The sequence below is a fragment of the Pseudomonas sp. WOUb67 genome (assembly GCF_050058005.1).
Lineage (GTDB): Bacteria > Pseudomonadota > Gammaproteobacteria > Pseudomonadales > Pseudomonadaceae > Aquipseudomonas > Aquipseudomonas putida_R.
The window spans coordinates 2,580,216-2,599,176 of the sequence record NZ_CP170112.1; the positions used below are offsets into that span (position 1 = coordinate 2,580,216).

The window sequence follows — 18,961 nt, forward strand, 5'->3', positions numbered from 1 at the left end:
AGGCTTTACAGCGAGGCAAGCATGATTAATGGGCAAAGTGCCGGTATTGACGGGGATCAATGGGCGAAGGTCGGAAATGTCCCAGGCTTGCGCTGCGATCCTCCACAGGTTCAGGGCAAGGACGGCTACAAGGGCTGCCTGATCCTGGCCCACGGCGCAGGTGCGCCGATGGACAGCGGGTTCATGGACGAAATGGCGCAAAGGCTTGCGGCGCTTGGGGTAGCGGTAGTGCGCTTCGAGTTCCCGTACATGGCCGAGCGCAGGGTTACCGGTGGCAAACGGCCGCCGAACCCGCAGAAGGTGTTGCTGGAATGCTGGCGCGAGGTGTACCGGCAGGTGCGACCTTTGGTCGCGGGCAAGCTGGCCGTGGGTGGCAAATCCATGGGCGGGCGCATGGCGAGCCTGCTGGCCGACGAATTGGGCGCGGATGCGCTGGTGTGCCTGGGCTATCCGTTCTACGCGGTGGGAAAACCTGAGAGGCCGCGGGTGGAGCACCTGGCGGCGTTGAAAACACCGACGTTGATCGTGCAGGGCGAACGGGATGCGCTGGGTAACCGCGAGGCGGTGGCGGGGTATGCGTTGTCACCGGCAATCGAGGTGAGCTGGCTGGTGGCGGGGGACCATGACCTGAAGCCGTTGAAGGCCTCGGGGTTCAGCCATGCGCAGCATATGCAGGCGGCGGCTGAAAGTGTTGCGGATTTCCTGAAGGACTAGTGCTGGATTCTTCGCGGGCTTGCCCGCTCCCACAAGAACTGCACCGAATTCAAGATTGGCGCAAAACCCTGTGGGAGCGGGCATGCCCGCGAAGAGGCCGGCACAGGCTGACAGTTAGTCGCGGTACTCGCACAGGTAAGCGGTATCAACCGCTACTTTCAGCTGGAACTTGCTGTCAGCGGCAACATTGAACTTGTCGCCCGCCTTGAAGGTTTCCCAGTTGTCGCTACCCGGCAGTTTCACGGTCAGCGCGCCCGATACCACGTGCATGATCTCGCGCTTGGCAGTGCCGAACTCGTATTCGCCCGGGGCCATGACGCCGACCGTGGCCGGGCCTTCTTCGCCCGCGAATGCGATCGACTTGACGGTGCCGTTGAAGTACTCGTTGACCTGGAACATGGGCGACTCCTGAAAAGGGGGATGAAAAAGGGCTGGCCAGTATGCCCAAGCCCACAGGCCTCGTCATCTGCTTTCAGGGGCTGCTGGCGGGCAGGGTCAACGGTAATAGCCGCGCCGTGTTGCGCGCATCTTCAAGGGCCCGGTGCTGCTGCCCGCAAAAGTGCATGCCGGCCAGGTGCAGGGCACCGTTCAGGCCGGTAGGGCGCTGCAGGTGGCGGGCCTTGGCAAAGCGCTGCTTGAGGTTGATGTGCGGCAACGTCCGCAGCAGGCTGTCGAGCCCGTGCAGTTGCCATTCCTGGTGCAGTTGCTGGCGGTCGTAGTCGCCCCAGCTGACCCAGGCCTGAAGCTGCCCACGGTGGTGCCCGAGCCAGCGCTCGAAGCTTGCCCACACCTCGCGAAACGGCTCGGCGCCGTCCACGTTGGCCTGGCTGATGTGCGTCAGCTCACGGCAGAACGGGGTCAGCTGTGGCCGCCGCCGTGGCCGCACGAAACGCTGAAAGTGGTCGACTTCGCGCCCTTCGCGGGTGACCAGGCTAGCGCCGATTTCAATGACTTCCATCTCTGTGACCGGCCACCCACCATCGTCGGTGGTGGCTTCCAGGTCGATCACCAACCAATGGCCCATAGCAGGCTCCCTTGCAGATCCTGCTAGAGCGTAGCCAAACTCCGCGCATACGGCACCCCCTGGCATTTTGCCGCCCGCTCTGGAACAAAGAGTGGCACAAAGAACAGGCACCAGCAGTTGTGCAGCTTCCCGAAAACGCCTAGCTTAAGCGGACCCAGGCATGAACCGTGATGAGCGTCCGTCTTGACTCCAGCGCCCGGCCTCAAGGCCTTGTCCACCCTGATGTTGCTGGCCGTGTACTGGCTGGCGTCGCCGGCATGGGCTGCCGACGCCGTCGAAGTGAAGATTGGCGCGGCGCATTTCCCGCCCTACACGGTACGCCCGGAGCAGGGGGCCGACACCGGTCTGCTGCCGCAACTGGTCGACGCGCTCAACCGCTTGCAGCAGGGGTATCACTTTGTCCTGGTGCCCACTTCCATCCAGCGGCGTTTTGGTGACTTCCAGCAGGGACGCACCGACATGGCGATTTTCGAAAACCCGCAATGGGGCTGGGAGCAGATTGCCCACCAGACCGTGGACATGGGCCTGGAGGATGCCGAAGTGTTCGTTGCCCGCCAGGCCAATGGCAGCGACCCGCATTACTTCGACGACCTGAGTGACAAACGCCTGGCATTGTTCAACGGCTACCATTACGCGTTCGCCCGCTTCAACTCCGACCCGGACTACCTGCGCGAGGCCTACAACGCGACCCTGACCTACTCCCACGACAGCAACCTGCTGATGGTGCAGGCCGGCCGCGCCGACATCGCCCTGGTCACGCGGTCCTACCTCAGTGATTTCCTGGCGCGCAACCCGGCCAGCAGGGCGCAGCTGGTGCCTTCGCAACGCATCGATCAGGTCTATCACCACTACGCCCTGCTGCGCCCGGGTGCCCCCATCGGCGAGCAGTCGTTCGCTGGCCTGCTGCGTGACCTGCGTGACAGCGGTGAACTGGCACGCATCTTCGAGCCCTATCGCATCACCGTCTCGGTCCCCCAGGACTAGGCTTTGTACGAAAAGTGCCTGCGCGACGATCATGCTGCGTTGAAAACAGGCTCGGAATGCTCATTTACAACCCGTAAAGTCGAGCGCGAATCCGACCGTTCCTCGCCTGTTTTCGCCTTGCCTGATCGCCGCTCGGCTACTTTTCGTACAAACCCTAAATTCACGCACGGCGGCAACGTTCTCAACAGTGAGCCTTTTCTTCATTTTCGTGAGTCCAGCCCATGCCGTTCGATGCCGCTTCGCAGCCCCAGTCACCGCCACGCTGGCGCAGCCTCAGTGCCGAGGAGGGTGGCAGCTGGCTGAGCCTCACCCTCGAAGGTCGCCCCCTGATCCAGGTGCGCCTGGAGGCGGGCGCTACCTTGCACGTTCACCTTGAGCGCCTCTGCCCTGAGCGCCCCTATCAAGCCTTGTGGGCTGCCTGCTACTGGCTGCTGTCCCGCGATACGGCCTGCCAGCGCCTGGTCTGGCACTTGCCCGAGGTACAGCCCCAGGCATTGGCCAGTGGCCTGCTGCTGGTAGCCGAGCAGCCCGGTCAGTACCTGTGCGAGCGGGCGCTGTTCTGGCAGTTGCCACAGCCTTGGCTGGGCGATGCGCTGGCTGCGGCGTACCCGCAGCAGATGCAGATCAGCAACGGCAAGCGCCACCCGCGCCGCGCGCCCAAACCCCGTGGAGAGGTGTACCGGCGCTTCGATGCGCGCCTGGGTAGCTGGGTGTCGCTGCGTACCCTGGAGATCGAACACGACCTGGAGCGTTTCAACCGCTGGCAGAACAACCCGCGGGTGGATGCGTTCTGGCAGGAGGGCGGCACGCTGGCGCAGCACCGCGAGTACCTGGGCAAGCTGGAGGCCGACCCGCATACCCTGACGCTGATCGGCTGCTTTGATGATGAGCCGTTTGCCTACTTCGAGGCGTACTGGGCCAAGGAAGATCGCATTGCACCGTTCTACCCGGCCGATGACTACGACCGCGGCATTCACATGCTGGTGGGGGAGGAGAGTCATCGCGGGCCGCACAAGGTGGCCAGCTGGCTATCGGCGCTGGTGCACTACCTGTTCCTGGATGACCCGCGTACCCAGCGGGTGGTGGCTGAGCCACGTGCCGACAACGGCAAGATGATCGGCTACATGCACGACCAGTGCTTCCATTGCGACAAAGAGTTCGACTTCCCGCACAAGCGGGCGGCGCTGATGATTCTGGGGCGGGAGCGGTTCTTCGATCGTTGCAAGCTGGCTTGAGGGACCTGGCGATTCCTGCAGGGGAGGGTGGTCTTTTGTAGGAGCAGCCTTGTGCTGCGAAGGGGCCGGCAAGACAGGCGATATGTTGTGCCGGGGCTGGCCTCTTCGCAGCACAAGGCTGCTCCTACCTAGGGCCGGGCAGGCCTGCAGGAAGTCGCCAGGGGTTTAGACCTGCCGATTGGCGGTCTTGCGGCAGTGCACCAGTGCATCGCGGATCATGAAGTTGACCAGTGTCGGCGACACGCCCAGCTCCTTGGCAATGTCTTTCTGCGGCACACCGTGCAGGCGGTACATCTCGAACGCATAGCGGGTACGCTGCGGCAGTTCGTTCAGCGCCTCGGCAATGTCGTCCAGCGCGGCAAGGTTGATGTGGGTCGCTTCGGGCGAGGCATTCTGGAGGACCACGTTCAGGCCTTCCTCCTCGGTGCCGGAGTACTTCAGCTCCATCGCCTGCTTGCGGTAGTGGTCGATCGCCAGGTTGCGCACGATCTGGAACAGGTAGCTGAGCTGCGCCTTGAACGACGAGGTGATCTGCGGGGCGGCGCTGAGCCGGAAGAAGGCATCCTGCACCACATCTTCGGCGCGCGAGCGGCAGCCGGTGATGCGGGCGGCAATCTTGACCAGGATGCTGCGATTGTCGACGAAGGCCTGCAGTAATGGTGAATCGCACTTACTTGTGGATAGTTGTTCCGCCATGGAAATCACCTTGTCACAGAGGGGAAAGGAGGCCCCCAAGGCTGGGAAGCTTCCTACGACGTGCGACAAGCTATTCAGAATGATAATGATTGTCAAATACGAAACGTAATTAGTATCTGTATCTTTCAGTTCTAAGCCCGGAGTGTGAAACGCTTCACCTCCCGCCCCCTCCAAACCCGCGCAATCCTCGTTAATTTCTTCCTCGGCCCATCCGTTCCCCTGTGTACATCCGGCCGCCGTGCGCTGCCCGCCCACGTTTGCGGAGCAGCCGGCCCGACCCAACCAGACACTGGCAGGAACACCCCATGACGGACGCCTTCGAACTCCCGCTCTCGCTGGTCCAGGCACTGGCGCAACGCGCCGCGCAGACCCCGGACAAGATCGCCTTGCGCTTTCTGGCCGACGCCCCCGGCGAGCAGGCCGTGCTCAGCTACCGGGACCTCGACCAGCGCGCACGCACCATCGCCGCCGCCTTGCAGGCCCGTGCCGGCTTTGGCGACCGTGCGGTGCTGTTGTTCCCCAGCGGTCCGGACTACGTGGCGGCTTTCTTCGGTTGCCTGTATGCGGGGGTGATCGCGGTACCGGCTTACCCGCCGGAGTCTGCGCGCCAGCACCATCAGGAGCGCTTGCTGTCGATCATCGACGATGCCGAGCCGCGCCTGCTGCTGACGGTCGCGGCGTTGCACGGCAGCCTGCAAGGCCTGGAGGCGCTGGCGGCGGACAACGGCCCAGAACTGCTGGCGGTGGACAGCCTGGACCCGGCGCTGGCCGCGGACTGGCGCGAGCCCGTGCTGCAAGGTGATGACATCGCCTTCCTGCAGTACACCTCTGGCTCCACGGCGCTGCCCAAGGGCGTGCAGGTCAGCCATGGCAACCTGGTGGCCAACGAGCAGTTGATCCGCCAGGGCTTCGGTATCGACCTCAACCCCGACGACGTGATCGTCAGCTGGTTGCCGCTGTACCACGACATGGGCCTGATTGGCGGCTTGTTGCAGCCGATCTTCAGCGGCGTGCCGTGCGTGCTGATGTCGCCGGGTTACTTCCTGGCCCGGCCGCAGCGCTGGTTGCAGGCCATCAGCGAGTATGGCGGCACCATCAGCGGTGGCCCCGACTTCGCCTACCGCCTGTGCAGCGAGCGGGTCAGCGAGGCCTCGTTGGCCGGTCTCGACCTGAGCCGCTGGCGCGTGGCCTATTCCGGCTCCGAGCCGATCCGCCAGGACAGCCTGGCGACGTTCGCCGACAAGTTCCAGGCCTGCGGCTTCGACCCGCAGAGCTACTTCGCCAGCTACGGCCTGGCGGAAGCCACCCTGTTCGTCAGCGGCAGCCGCCGTGGCCAGGGCATCGGGGCGCTGGAACTGGACGCCGAAGCCTTCGCCGCCAACCGCGCCGAACCGGGCAAAGGCAGCGTGCTGATGAGCTGCGGCTACCCGCAGCCCGGTCACCCGGTGTGTGTCGTCGAGCCGCAGCGCTTGCAGAGGCTGGGCGACAACCAGGTCGGCGAAATCTGGGCCGGTGGCCCGAGCATCGCCCTGGGTTACTGGCGCAACCCCGAAGCCAGCGCGCGCACCTTCGTTGAAATGGACGGCCAGACCTGGCTGCGCACCGGCGACCTGGGCTTCATGCGCGAGGGGGAGGTGTTCGTCACCGGGCGGCTGAAAGACATGCTGATCGTGCGTGGCCAGAACCTGTACCCGCAGGACCTGGAAAAAACCCTCGAACGCGAAGTCGAGGTGCTGCGCAAAGGCCGGGTGGCCGTGTTTGCCGTCGAGCAGCAGGGCGAGGAGGGCATCGGCGTGGCGGTGGAGATCAGCCGCAACGTGCAGAAGGCAATCAAGCCCCAGGACCTGATCAAGACCCTGCGCCAGGTGATCGCCGACGCCTGCCGCCAGGCCCCGGCCGTGGTCCTGCTGCTGAACCCGGGCGCGCTGCCCAAGACCTCCAGTGGCAAGCTGCAGCGTTCGGCCTGCCGCCTGCGCATGGACGATGGCAGCCTGGACTGCTACGCCCGCTTCCCTGATGTGAGCGAAGCCGCTGCAAGCGCGGCTGCGGGCGATGAGCTGCAAGCACGCATCGCCGCTGTGTGGCGCGATGTCCTCAAGACAGAGGCAGTTGCGGCGGACGACCACTTCCTGCTGCTGGGCGGCAACTCAATCGCTGCCACCCAGGCCACTGCGCGCCTGGCCGATGAGCTGGGTATCCACCTGAGCCTGCGCACCCTGTTCGAAGCGCCGGTGCTGGCCGATTACAGTAACGCTGTGGCGTCGATCATCGCCGAAGGCGCTGCCGGCACCGCCACCATCGCAACGCTGGAGCGCGGCCAGGCCTTGCCCCAGTCGCTGGCGCAAAACCGCTTGTGGCTGCTGTGGCAGTTGCAGCCACAATCGGCGGCCTACAACATCCCGGCCGGCCTGCAACTGCGCGGTGAACTGGACGAAAGTGCCCTGGAAGCCGCCTTCCAGGCGCTGGTGGCGCGCCACGAATCCCTGCGCACCGTATTCAGCGAAGAAAACGGCCAGGCCCTGCAACGCATCCTGCCGCAACAGCCGTTCAGCCTGCGCCGCCTGGGTCTTGAAGGCCAAACCCCCGAGCAGGTCAGCGCCCAGCGTGAAACCGAGGCCCGTCAGCGGTTCGACCTGACCCAAGGCCCGTTGCTGCGCGTGACCTTGGCACGCCTGGACGACGAACACCACCAGCTGTGGGTGACCCTGCACCACATTGTCGCTGACGGCTGGTCGCTGAATATCCTGCTGGATGAATTCGCCAAGCTTTACGCCGCCCGCTGCCAAGGCCTGGAGGCCAACCTGGCGCCGCTGACCCTGGGTTACGCCGACTACGGCACCTGGCAGCGCCAATGGCTGGCGGCCGGTGAAGCCGAACGCCAACTGCAGCACTGGAAGGCGCAGTTGGGCGATGAGCTGCCGGTGCTCGACCTGTGCACCGACCACCCCCGCGCCAGCCAGCGCGAACACAGTGCTGCGCGGTTCAACCTCAAGGTGCCGGCCAAACTCGCCGAAGCCCTCAAGGGCCTGGCCCGCGAACAGCAGGCCAGCCTGTTCATGGTCCTGCTGGCCGGCTGGCAGGCGCTGCTGCACCGCTACAGCGGCCAGGCTGACATCCGGGTCGGTGTGCCCAACGCCAACCGCCCGCGCTTGGAAACCCAAGGCCTGGTAGGCTTTTTCATCAACACCCAGGTACTGCGTGCACAGCTCGATGGCCGCCTGCCATTCACGCAGCTGCTGGCCCAGGTGCGCCAAGCTACCCTTGAGGCGCAGGCTAACCAGGACCTGCCGTTCGAACAGCTGGTTGAAGCGCTCCCCGAAGCCCGCGAGCAAGGCCTGTTCCAGGTCATGTTCAACCACCAGCAACGTGACCTGTCGGCCCTGCGCCGGCTGCCGGGTCTGCTGGCCGAGGAGCTGCCGTGGCACAGCCGCGAAGCCAAGTTCGACCTTCAGTTGCACAGTGAAGAAGACCATCAGGGCCGCCTGAGCCTGGCTTTCGACTATGCCTCGGAGCTGTTCGAAACCAGCACCGTAAAACGCCTGGCCCATCACCTGCTGGCGCTGCTGGAGCAGGTATGCGCCGCGCCGCAGCGGGCGCTGGGCGAGGTGCAACTGCTGGACGCGCCTGGCCGCGCGCAACTGCTGGGGTGGGGCCAGGCGCCGGCTACCGCACCGCAGCACCTGCTGGTAGAGCAACTCAATGAGCAGGCACGCCTGACCCCGCAGCGCACCGCCCTGGCCTGGGACGGCGGCAGCCTCGACTACGCCGAGCTGCATCAGCAGGCCAACCGCTTGGCGCACTACCTGCGCGACAAAGGCGTCGGCCCCGACACCTGCGTCGCCATTGCCATCGAGCGTTCGCCGCAGTTGCTGGTCGGCCTGCTGGCCATCCTCAAGGCCGGCGGCGCCTACGTGCCGCTGGACGTCGACTACCCGGCCGAGCGCCTGGCCTACATGCTCGGCGACTGTAACGCCGGCCTGTTGCTCAGCCACAGCAGCCTGCTGGGCAAGCTGCCGCAGGTCGACGGGGTCAGCGCCATCGCCCTCGACCAGTTGCACCTGGACAGCTGGCCCAGCCACGCGCCAGGCCTGCACCTGCACGGCGACAACCTGGCCTATGTGATCTACACCTCCGGCTCTACCGGCCAGCCCAAGGGGGTGGGCAATACCCATGCGGCGCTGGCCGAGCGCCTGCAGTGGATGCAGGCCACCTACGCGCTGAATGACAGCGACGTGCTGATGCAGAAGGCGCCGATCAGCTTCGATGTGTCGGTGTGGGAATGCTTCTGGCCGCTGGTAACCGGTTGCAAACTGGTACTCGCCGGCCCCGGTGAGCACCGTGACCCGCAGCGCATTGCCGCGCTGGTGCAGGCCCATGGCGTGACCACGCTGCACTTCGTGCCGCCGCTGTTGCAGGTGTTCGTCCAGGAGCCGCAGGCGGGCGCCTGCAGCAGCCTGCGCCGGGTGTTCTCCGGTGGCGAAGCATTGCCCGCCGCGCTGCGTGACCGCGTGCTGCAAGTGCTGCCACAGGTGCAGTTGCATAACCGCTATGGCCCGACCGAAACCGCCATCAACGTCACCCACTGGCATTGCCAGGTGGCGGACGGCGAGCGTTCGCCCATCGGCCGTCCGCTGGGCAATGTGCTGTGCCGCGTGCTGGACGATGAGCTGGAGCTGACCGCCCCCGGTGTGCCGGGCGAGTTGTACCTCGGTGGCGCGGGCCTGGCCCGTGGCTACCTGGGCCGCCCCGGCCTCACTGCCGAGCGCTTCGTGCCCCAGGCCGACGGCCAGGGCGAGCGCTTGTACCGCAGCGGCGACCGCGCCCGCTGGCAGGTGCAGCTGGAGGCCCTGGAATACCTCGGTCGCCTCGACCAGCAGGTGAAGGTGCGTGGGTTCCGCGTCGAGCCTGAAGAAGTGCAGGCCTGCCTGCTGGCACAAGCGGGTGTGGAACAGGCGCTGGTGCTGATCCACAAGGACGCCGTTGGTGCACAGCTGGTGGGTTATTACAGTGGCAGTGCGCAGCCAGCCGAAGTACTGGCCGTGCTGGCTCAGCAACTGCCCGCGTACATGGTGCCGGCGCAGCTCATCCCGTTGGCACAGCTGCCACTGGGCCCCAGCGGCAAGGTCGACCGCAAGGCGCTGCCGGCCCCGGTGTGGCAGCAACGCGAACATGTCGAGCCACACACCGAGTTGCAGCAACAGGTCGCCGCCATCTGGCGCGAGGTGCTGAACCTGCCGCGCGTCGGCCTGCAGGACGACTTCTTCGCCCTGGGCGGGCACTCGCTGCTGGCCACCCAGATCGTCTCGCGCAGCCGCCAGGCCTGCGATGTCGAGCTGCCGCTCAAGGCCCTGTTCGAAGCCAGCGAACTGGGCGCCTTCTGTGCCGAGATCGCCCGCATTCGCGCCGCCGGCGAGCGCAATCTGCAAGGCGCAATCGCCCGCGTCGATCGCCGTCAGGCGGTGCCGCTGTCGTATTCGCAGCAGCGCATGTGGTTCCTCTGGCAAATGGAGCCGGACAGCCCGGCGTACAACGTCGGCGGCATGGCACGCCTGCGCGGCACCTTGCACGTAGACGCTTTCGAGCGTGCGCTGCAGGCGCTGATCGTGCGCCATGAAACCTTGCGCACCACCTTCCCCAGCATCGACGGCGTGCCGTATCAGTGCGTGGCCGAAGACAGTGGCCTGCACCTCGACTGGCAGGACTTCAGTGCCTTGCCTGTCGATGCCCGCCAGCAACGCCTGCAACAACTGGCTGATGACCAGGCGCACCAGCCGTTCGACCTGGAGCGCGGCCCGCTGCTGCGCGCCTGCCTGGTCAAGGCTGACGAGCGCGAGCACTTCTTCGTGCTGACCCTGCACCACATCGTCACCGAAGGCTGGGCCATGGACATTTTCGCCCGCGAGCTGGGCGAACTGTACGAAGCCTTTGTCGATGACCGCGAGTCGCCGCTGGCGCCGCTGCCGGTGCAATACCTGGACTACAGCGTGTGGCAACGGCAATGGCTGGAAAGCGGCGAGGGCGCGCGTCAATTGGCCTACTGGAAAGAGCGCCTGGGCGACGAGCACCCGGTGCTGGCCTTGCCTGCCGACCGCCCGCGCCCGGCAGTGCAGAGCCACCGCGGCGAGCTGTACCGCTTTGAACTCGACCCGGCAGTGGTCGCCCGCGTGCATGCCTTCAACAGCCAGCGCGGCCTGACCTTGTTCATGACCATGACCGCCACGCTGGCCGCCTTGCTGCACCGCTACAGCGGCCAGCGTGACCTGCGCATCGGCGCGCCGGTAGCCAACCGCATCCGCACGGAAAGCGAAGGCCTGATTGGCGCCTTCCTCAATACCCAGGTGCTGCGCTGCGAGCTGGACGGGCAGATGACCGCCAACGCGCTGCTGGAGCAGATGCGCCAGGCCGCCATCGAAGGCCAGTCGCACCAGGACCTGCCGTTCGACCAGTTGGTGGAAGCGTTGCAGCCGCCGCGCAGCAGCGCCTACAACCCGCTGTTCCAGGTGATGTGCAACGTGCAGCGCTGGGCCTTCCAGCAAAGCCGCACACTGGCCGGCATGCAGGTGGATTACCTGGTCAACGATGCCAGTGCCACCAAGTTCGACCTGTACCTGGAGGTCACCGACCTCGACGGCCGCCTTGGCTGCTGCCTGACTTACAGCCGTGACCTGTTCGACGAGCCACGTATTGCGCGCATGGCCGAGCACTGGCAGCACCTGCTGGTGGGCTTGCTGGACAACCCGCAACAGCGCCTGTGCGAGCTGCCGATGCTCAGCGGCGCCGAGCAGCAGGTGCTGGTGGGCCAGTTGCAGGGCGAGCACAGTTTCGACCTCGACCAGACCCTGCACGGCCTGTTCGCCGCCCAAGCGGCGCGCACGCCACAGGCTGGCGCGCTGACCTTCGCCGGCCAGCACATGAGCTATGCCGAACTCGACCAGCAGGCCAACCGCCTGGCCCGCGCCCTGCGCGAGCGTGGCGTCGGCCCGCAGGTGCGCGTGGGCCTGGCGCTGGAGCGCTCGCTGGAAATGGTCGTCGGCCTGCTGGCCATCCTCAAGGCCGGTGGCGCCTACGTGCCGCTCGACCCCGAGTACCCGCTTGACCGCCTGCGCTACATGATCGAAGACAGCCGCATCGGCCTGCTGCTCAGCCAGCGTGAGCTACTGCAAACCCTCGGCGAGCTGCCTGAGGGCGTGGCCCGCTGGAGCCTGGAAGACGACGCTGCCAGCCTGTCGGCCTACAGCGATGCGCCGCTGGACAACGTCAACCTGCCGCAGCATCAGGCGTACCTGATCTACACCTCCGGCTCCACCGGCAAGCCCAAGGGCGTGGTAGTCAGCCATGGCGAGTTCGCCATGCACTGCCAGGCGGTCATCGCCGCGTTCGGCATGCGCAGCGATGACTGCGAGCTGCATTTCTATTCGATCAACTTCGATGCTGCCAGCGAGCGCCTGTGGGTGCCGTTGCTGTGCGGTGCCCGCGTGGTGCTGCGCGCCCAAGGGCAGTGGGGCGCCGAGGACATCTGCCAACTGGTGCGCGAGCAGCAGGTAAGCGTTCTGGGCTTCACCCCCAGCTACGGCAGCCAGCTGGCCCAATACCTGGGCGGGCAGGGCGAACAACTGCCGGTGCGCCTGGTGATCACCGGTGGCGAAGCGCTGACTGGCGAGCACCTGCAGCGTATTCGCCAGGCCTTTGCGCCGCAGCAGTTCTTCAACGCCTATGGCCCGACCGAAACCGTGGTCATGCCGCTGGCCTGCCTGGCGCCAGAGGTGTTGCCAGCGGACCTTGGCAGCGTGCCGATTGGCCGTGTCATCGGTAGCCGCACGGCCTACATCCTCGACGAAGACCTGGCCCTGTTGCCGCAAGGTGGCATTGGCGAACTGTACGTGGGCGGTGCCGGCCTGGCTCAGGGTTATCACGACCGCCCGGGCCTCAGCGCCGAGCGCTTCGTTGCCGACCCGTTCTGCACTGAAGGCGGCCGCTTGTATCGCACGGGCGACCTGGTGCGCCTGGGCACTGACGGCCTGGTCGAGTACGTCGGCCGTGCCGACCAGCAGGTGAAGATTCGCGGTTTCCGCATCGAACTGGGCGAAATCGAGAGCCGCTTGCAGGCGCATGCCGATGTCGACGAGGCCGTGGTGCTGGCGTTGGATCTACCGGGCGGCAAGCAACTGGTGGGTTACCTGGTGTGCAAGCAGGCCACGGCTGGCAGCGAGGCGCAAAGCCAGCTGCGTGAAGCAGTGAAGGCCGATGCCCGCCAGCACCTGCCGGATTACATGGTGCCCGCGCACCTGGTGCTGCTCGACAGCCTGCCGTTGATGGGTAACGGCAAGCTCGACCGCCGTGCGCTGCCACTGCCGGACCTGGAACAGGCGCAGCAACAGTACCAGGCGCCTGGTAACGAGGTGGAAGCGCAGCTGGCGCAGATCTGGCGTGACGTGCTCAACGTGGCCCGGGTGGGTGTGCAGGATAACTTCTTCGAACTGGGCGGCGACTCGATCCTGTCGATCCAGGTGGTCAGCCGGGCCCGTCAGGCCGGCTTGCAGTTCACCCCGCGCGACCTGTTCCAGCACCAGACCATCCAGACCCTGGCGGCCGTGGTTCAGCACAGCGAAGCCGCCAGCAGCATCGAGCAGGGCTTGCGCCAGGGTCAGACCGGTCTGACGCCGATCCAGCACTGGTTCTTCGACAGCGAAGTACCACAGCCGCAGCACTGGAACCAGGCGGTGCTGCTGGAGGCTCGCCAACCGTTGGAGGAGGCCGCGCTCGAACAGGCGTTGGCTGCGCTGGTGCAGCACCACGACAGCCTGCGCCTGCGCTTCAGCGAGGCCCGTGGCCGCTGGCAGGCCGAGTACGCCCAGCCTGCCGCCGAGCAACTGCTGTGGACTGCCACCGTTGCCGATTTCGCCGATTGCCAGGCCCTGTACACCGACCTGCAGCGCAGCCTCGACCTGCAACAGGGCCCGCTGTTGCGCGCCTTGCTGGTGCGTGACGGGCAGGGCAGCCAGCGCTTGTTGCTGGCGATCCATCACCTGGTAGTCGATGGCGTGTCCTGGCGGGTGCTGCTGGAAGACCTGCAGGCGCTTTATCGTGGCCAGCCGCTGCCGGCCAAGACCCACACCATGGGCGACTGGGCCGCGCGCCTGGCCAGTTACGCCGGCAGCGATTCGCTGCGCGACGAACTGGGCTGGTGGCAAGGCCAGCTGGGCGGCGTGCGCCGCGAACTGCCGTGCGATCACCCGCAAGGTGGCAACCTGCACCGCCACGCCCAGACACTGGCCATCGGCCTGGACGTGGAGCAGACCCGGCAACTGCTGCAACAGGCCCCTGCCGCCTACCACACCCAGGTCAACGACCTGCTGCTGACCGCACTGGCGCGGGCCTTGAGCCGGTGGAGCGGCGATGAGGAAGTGTTGGTGCAGCTTGAAGGCCACGGCCGCGACGGGCTGTTCGAAGACATGGACCTGACCCGCAGCGTCGGGTGGTTCACCAACGCCTATCCGCTGAGCCTGCACCCGCTGCCAGGCGAGGACGATGCGGCGCGGGCCGGTTCGATCAAGCGCATCAAGGAACAACTGCGCCAGGTACCGCACAAGGGCCAGGGCTACGGCGTACTGCGCTACCTGGCCGACCCGGCCGTGCGCGAACAGATGGCGGCCTTGCCGCAGGCGCGCATCACCTTCAACTACCTGGGCCAGTTCGACCAGCAGTTCGACAGCGCAGCGTTGTTCCAACCGCTGGAAGCCCCGGCTGGGTTGGCTCATGACCTCGATGCACCGCTGCCAAACTGGCTGAGCGTCGATGGCCAGGTGTATGGCGGCGCCTTGCAACTGCGCTGGACCTTCAGCGCCGAGCGCTATGACCCGCAGACCGTCGCCCGCCTGGCCGAGGCCTATCGCCAGGAGCTGCTGGCGCTGGTCGCGCATTGCCTGGCCGATGGCAATGGCAGCTTCACCCCGTCGGACTTCCCGCTGGCGCACCTGACCCAGGAGCAGATCGACGCACTGCCGGTACCGGCTGCGCAGATCGAGGACGTCTACCCGCTGACGCCGATGCAGGAAGGCATGCTGCTGCACACCCTGCTGGAGCCGGGCACCGGCCTTTACTACATGCAGGACCGCTACCGCATCAACAGCGCCCTGGACCCTGAGCGTTTCGCCCACGCCTGGCAGGCCGTGGTAGCACGCCACGAAGCATTGCGCGCCTCGTTCAGCTGGAACAGCGGCGAGGCGATGCTGCAGATCATCCACAAGCCGGGCAACCTGGCGGTGGACTACCAGGACTGGCGCGGCCTGGCTGACGACGCCCAGGAGCAGCGCCTGCAAGCCCTGCACAAGCAGGAGCGCGAGGCCGGGTTTGCCCTGCTCAGCGAAGCACCGTTCCACCTGCGCCTGGTGCGCGTGGCCGACGAGCGCTACTGGTTCATGATGAGCAACCACCACATCCTCATCGATGCCTGGTGCCGCTCGCTGCTGATGAACGACTTCTTCGAGGTCTACCAGGCCCTCGGTGAAGGCCGCCAGGCCCAACTGCCGGTGCCGCCGCGTTACCGCGACTACATCGGCTGGTTGCAGCGCCAGGGCCTGGATGATGCACGCGCCTGGTGGCAGGCGAACCTGGCCGGCTTCGAACGCGCCACCGCCATCCCCAGCGACCGCCCGCTGCGTCATGATCATGCCGGTAGCGGCATGATCGTCGGCGATTGCTACACCCGCCTGGAGGTGAGTGAAGGCGTGCGCCTGCGCGAACTGGCCCAGGCCCATCAGCTTACCGTCAACACCTTCGCCCAGGCGGCCTGGGCGCTGGTGCTGGCGCGCTACAGCGGCGACCGCGACGTGGCCTTTGGCGTGACCGTGGCCGGGCGCCCGGTGAGCATGCCGCAGATGCAGCGCACCGTCGGCCTGTTCATCAACAGCGTTGCCTTGCGTGTGCAGCTGCCTGTATCGGGTGAGCGTTGCAGTGTGCGCCAGTGGTTGCAGGGCCTGCTGCAAAGCAACATGGAACTGCGCGAGTACGAATACCTGCCGCTGGTGGCGATCCAGGAATGCAGCGAGCTGCCCAAGGGCCAGCCGCTGTTCGACAGCCTGTTCGTGTTCGAGAACGCGCCGGTGGAAACCGCCGTGCTCGACCACGCCCAGCACCTGAACGCCAGCTCCGATTCGGGCCGTACCCACACCAACTTCCCGTTGACGGCGGTGTGCTACCCGGGTGATGACCTGGGCCTGCACCTGTCGTTCGACCAGCGCTACTTCGACTACCCGACCGTCGAGCGCATGCTGGCCGAGTTCAAGCGCCTGCTGCTGGCGCTGGTGCAGGGCTTCGACGGGGAGGTGAGCGCGCTGCCGTTGCTGGGGGCAGAAGAACAGCGCTTCCTGCTGGAAGACTGCAACCGCACCGAGCGGGCGTATCCGCTGGAACAGAGCTACATCGCGCAGTTCGAAGCGCAGGTGGCTGCGCACCCTGAACGTACCGTGGCCCGCTGCCTGGAGGCCTCCTACGACTACGCCGGGCTGAACCTGGCGGCCAACCGCCTCGGTCACGCCCTGATCGCAGCAGGGGTCAAGGTAGACCAGCCAGTGGCGCTGCTGGCCGAGCGCGGGCTGCCGCTGCTGGGCATGATCGTCGGCAGCTTCAAGGCCGGCGCCGGCTACCTGCCGCTGGACCCGGGGCTGCCGGCCGCGCGCCTGCAAAGCATCATCCAGCTCAGCCGTACCCCGGTGCTGGTGTGCAGCGCGGCCTGTGCCGAGCAAGGCCGGCAGTTGCTGGTTGAACTTGACGCTGCGGTACGGCCACAGCTGCTGGTATGGGAGGACATCCAGGCCAGCCAGGTTGCCAGCCACAACCCTGGCATCCACAGTGGCCCGGACAACCTTGCCTATGTGATCTACACCTCAGGCTCGACCGGTCTGCCTAAAGGTGTGATGGTGGAGCAGCGTGGCATGCTCAACAACCAGTTGAGCAAGGTGCCGTACCTGGCGTTGAGCAATCAGGACGTGATCGCCCAGACTGCTTCGCAGAGCTTCGATATTTCGGTGTGGCAGTTCCTTGCCGCGCCGTTGTTCGGGGCCAAGGTGGAGATCGTGCCGAATGCCATCGCCCATGATCCGCAGGGCCTGCTGGCGCATGTGCAAGCCACCGGCATCACCGTGCTGGAAAGCGTGCCGTCGCTGATCCAGGGCATGCTGGCCAACGACCACCAGGCCCTCGACGGCCTGCGCTGGATGCTGCCGACAGGTGAAGCCATGCCACCGGAGCTGGCCGCGCAATGGCTGCAACGTTACCCGCAGATCGGCCTGGTCAACGCCTACGGCCCGGCAGAATGCTCCGATGACGTCGCGTTCTTCCGCGTCGATGCCGCGTCGACCCAAGGCAGCTACCTGCCGATTGGCACGCCGACCGACAACAACCGCCTGTACCTGTTCGACGAAGAGCAGGCACTGGTGCCGCTGGGCGCGGTGGGCGAGCTGTGCGTGGCGGGTACCGGTGTGGGCCGTGGTTATGTCGGCGACCCGGTGCGCACTGCATTGGCATTCATCCCTCACCCCCATGGTGCTGCAGGCGAGCGCCTGTACCGCACCGGTGACCTGGCGCGCCAGCGCCCGGACGGTGTGCTGGAGTACGTCGGGCGCATCGACCACCAGGTGAAGATTCGCGGCTACCGCATCGAACTGGGCGAGATCGAAGCCCGGCTGCACGAACAGGCGCAAATCCGTGATGCAGCGGTGGGCGTGCAGGAAGGCGTCAATGGCAAGCACCTGGTCGGTTACCTGGTGGCACACCAGGGTATCGCCGCCGATGCCGCATTGCTGGAGCAGATCAAGCAACGCCTGCGTGCCGAGTTGCCGGAGTACATGGTGCCGCTGCACTGGGGCTGGTTCGACAGCCTGCCGCACAACGCCAACGGCAAGCTCGACCGCAAGGCGCTGCCGGCCATCGACATCGGCGGCCAGCACAGCCAGGCCTATCAGGCGCCGCGCAACGAGCTGGAGGACGTGTTGGCGGGCATCTGGGCCGATGTGCTGAAGGCCGAGCGGGTGGGGGTGCACGACAACTTCTTCGAGCTCGGCGGGCATTCGCTGCTGGCCACGCAGATCGCCTCGCGGGTGCAGAAGCAGCTGCAACTGAACGTGCCGCTGCGGGCGATGTTCGAGTGCAGCACGGTGGAGGAGCTGGCCGAGTATGTGCAGGGGTTGCAGGGCAGTGCGCTGGATGACGACAAGGTCGACCGGCTCAGTGACCTGATGGCCGAGTTGGAGGGGTTGTAGGGTTAGGGTTCGCCTTAGGTTTTGCGGGGCGGCGGAAATCGAGCGCCGCCCGCGCGGCGCATCGCGAGCTGCGCTCGCTCCTACGTTTGTTTCGGGCCAGTTATTCCTGTGGCATCTGCGCGCGAACGCCCTGGCGCATGGCACGATATCGCGTTGGACAAACAAGGCGGTCGCGCGCGCCTGTAACAGGCGTGACTGGCCAAAAACAAACGTAGGAGCGAGCGCAGCTCGCGATGCGCCGCGCGGGCGGCGCTCGATCTGCGACCCACTACAAAACTCAAGACATGCGCTAGCGTTTGCCGAGTATCTTGCCCAGCAGCTCCGGCCGCGGCGCCCCTTGTTGGCTCTGCAGGTTGCCCTGTTCGTCCTGGTAGAAAATCGCCGGGGTCGCCTGCAACCCCATCTCTTCCATCAACGCCATGTTGGCCGCCAGCTTCTGCTGCACGGCTTCCGGCACCTGCTCCAGTGCCTTCAGCGTGCTGGCCTTCCCGGCCTTTTCATGCTGCTGCAATGCCTTGGCCGGGTCTTTCGCGGCCAGCAGCGCCGCCGATTTACCCGGGCTGTCCTCGCGGATGATGCCGACCATGATATGGCGCAACTGCACCTTGCCAGACTCCACCCACGGCCGCGCCTGTTCCCAGAACATGTTGCAGTACGGGCAGTTCGGGTCGCTGAACAAATACACCTTGCGTGGCGCATCGGCCTTGCCGTCGGCGATCCAGGCGGTTTTCTCCAGCTTCGCCCAGATGGCCTTGCTCATCGGCCCATACACCAGCTTTTCCAGTGGCTCGGCGCTCAGGTCCTTGCCTTGTTCGTCGAACAGGCTGCCGACCAGCACGTGTTTGCCGTCGGGTGTCAGGTACAGGGCCAGGGCGTTGTTCTGGTACTCGGCGGCATAACCGCGCAGGCCGTTGGGCGCGTCGAAGCTGCCTTTGATCACGGCGCCCTTGGCTTGCAGTTGCTGAACCGCCTTGGGCAGCTCTTCGGCTTGCAGGGACGGGGCGGCCAGCAGGGCCAGGGATAGGGGCAGCAGTGCAGTCAGTCGCATG

At 66.0% G+C, this 18,961-nt stretch carries 8 protein-coding genes; 4 read left to right on the forward strand and 4 right to left on the reverse strand.

Annotated features, from left to right (window positions below; translation table 11 throughout):
* Positions 1–21: 21 nt before the first annotated feature.
* Positions 22–714 (forward strand): alpha/beta family hydrolase, encoded by a 693-nt coding sequence (locus ABOC32_RS11770; RefSeq protein ID WP_426811118.1) that lies wholly within the window; start codon positions 22–24, stop codon positions 712–714.
* A 114-nt stretch (positions 715–828) separates the two neighbouring features.
* Here ABOC32_RS11770 and ABOC32_RS11775 read toward each other — a convergent pair whose 3' ends face one another.
* Both ABOC32_RS11775 and ABOC32_RS11780 read right to left on the reverse strand, forming a co-directional pair.
* Positions 829–1,113 (reverse strand): pyrimidine/purine nucleoside phosphorylase, encoded by a 285-nt coding sequence (locus ABOC32_RS11775; RefSeq protein WP_043203870.1) that lies wholly within the window; start codon positions 1,111–1,113, stop codon positions 829–831.
* A gap of 73 nt (positions 1,114–1,186) precedes the next feature.
* Positions 1,187–1,738: an exonuclease domain-containing protein gene (locus tag ABOC32_RS11780; RefSeq protein WP_043203869.1), complete on the reverse strand. Its 552-nt coding sequence runs from the start codon at positions 1,736–1,738 to the stop codon at positions 1,187–1,189.
* 183 nt (positions 1,739–1,921) lie between these two features.
* Here ABOC32_RS11780 and ABOC32_RS11785 point away from each other — a divergent pair, with 183 nt between their 5' ends.
* Positions 1,922–2,722, forward strand: a complete 801-nt coding sequence (locus tag ABOC32_RS11785) for a substrate-binding periplasmic protein (RefSeq protein WP_426811119.1) — start codon at positions 1,922–1,924, stop codon at positions 2,720–2,722.
* Between the two features lie 221 nt (positions 2,723–2,943).
* Positions 2,944–3,957 carry a GNAT family N-acetyltransferase gene (locus ABOC32_RS11790; protein WP_426811120.1) on the forward strand — a complete coding sequence of 338 codons (1,014 nt, stop codon included), beginning with the start codon at positions 2,944–2,946 and terminating at the stop codon, positions 3,955–3,957.
* Positions 3,958–4,122: 165 nt separating this feature from the next.
* Here ABOC32_RS11790 and ABOC32_RS11795 read toward each other — a convergent pair whose 3' ends face one another.
* Positions 4,123–4,653, reverse strand: a complete 531-nt coding sequence (locus tag ABOC32_RS11795; protein ID WP_426811121.1) for an RNA polymerase factor sigma-70 — start codon at positions 4,651–4,653, stop codon at positions 4,123–4,125.
* A gap of 305 nt (positions 4,654–4,958) precedes the next feature.
* Here ABOC32_RS11795 and ABOC32_RS11800 point away from each other — a divergent pair, with 305 nt between their 5' ends.
* Complete coding sequence (locus tag ABOC32_RS11800; RefSeq protein WP_426811122.1) at positions 4,959–17,912, forward strand: non-ribosomal peptide synthetase; 12,954 nt, start codon at positions 4,959–4,961, stop codon at positions 17,910–17,912.
* 289 nt (positions 17,913–18,201) lie between these two features.
* Here ABOC32_RS11800 and dsbG read toward each other — a convergent pair whose 3' ends face one another.
* Positions 18,202–18,960, reverse strand: a complete 759-nt coding sequence (gene dsbG / locus ABOC32_RS11805) for a thiol:disulfide interchange protein DsbG (RefSeq protein ID WP_426811123.1) — start codon at positions 18,958–18,960, stop codon at positions 18,202–18,204.
* Position 18,961: the final 1 nt, after the last annotated feature.

Coding starts and splice junctions, on each gene's coding strand:
- ABOC32_RS11800 (WP_426811122.1), top strand. CDS start 4,959: ATGACGGACGCCTTCGAACTCCCGCTCTCGCTGGTCCAGGCACTGGCG.
- ABOC32_RS11770 (WP_426811118.1), top strand. CDS start 22: ATGATTAATGGGCAAAGTGCCGGTATTGACGGGGATCAATGGGCGAAG.
- ABOC32_RS11790 (WP_426811120.1), top strand. CDS start 2,944: ATGCCGTTCGATGCCGCTTCGCAGCCCCAGTCACCGCCACGCTGGCGC.
- ABOC32_RS11795 (WP_426811121.1), bottom strand. CDS start 4,653: ATGGCGGAACAACTATCCACAAGTAAGTGCGATTCACCATTACTGCAG.
- ABOC32_RS11775 (WP_043203870.1), bottom strand. CDS start 1,113: ATGTTCCAGGTCAACGAGTACTTCAACGGCACCGTCAAGTCGATCGCA.
- dsbG (WP_426811123.1), bottom strand. CDS start 18,960: ATGCGACTGACTGCACTGCTGCCCCTATCCCTGGCCCTGCTGGCCGCC.
- ABOC32_RS11780 (WP_043203869.1), bottom strand. CDS start 1,738: ATGGGCCATTGGTTGGTGATCGACCTGGAAGCCACCACCGACGATGGT.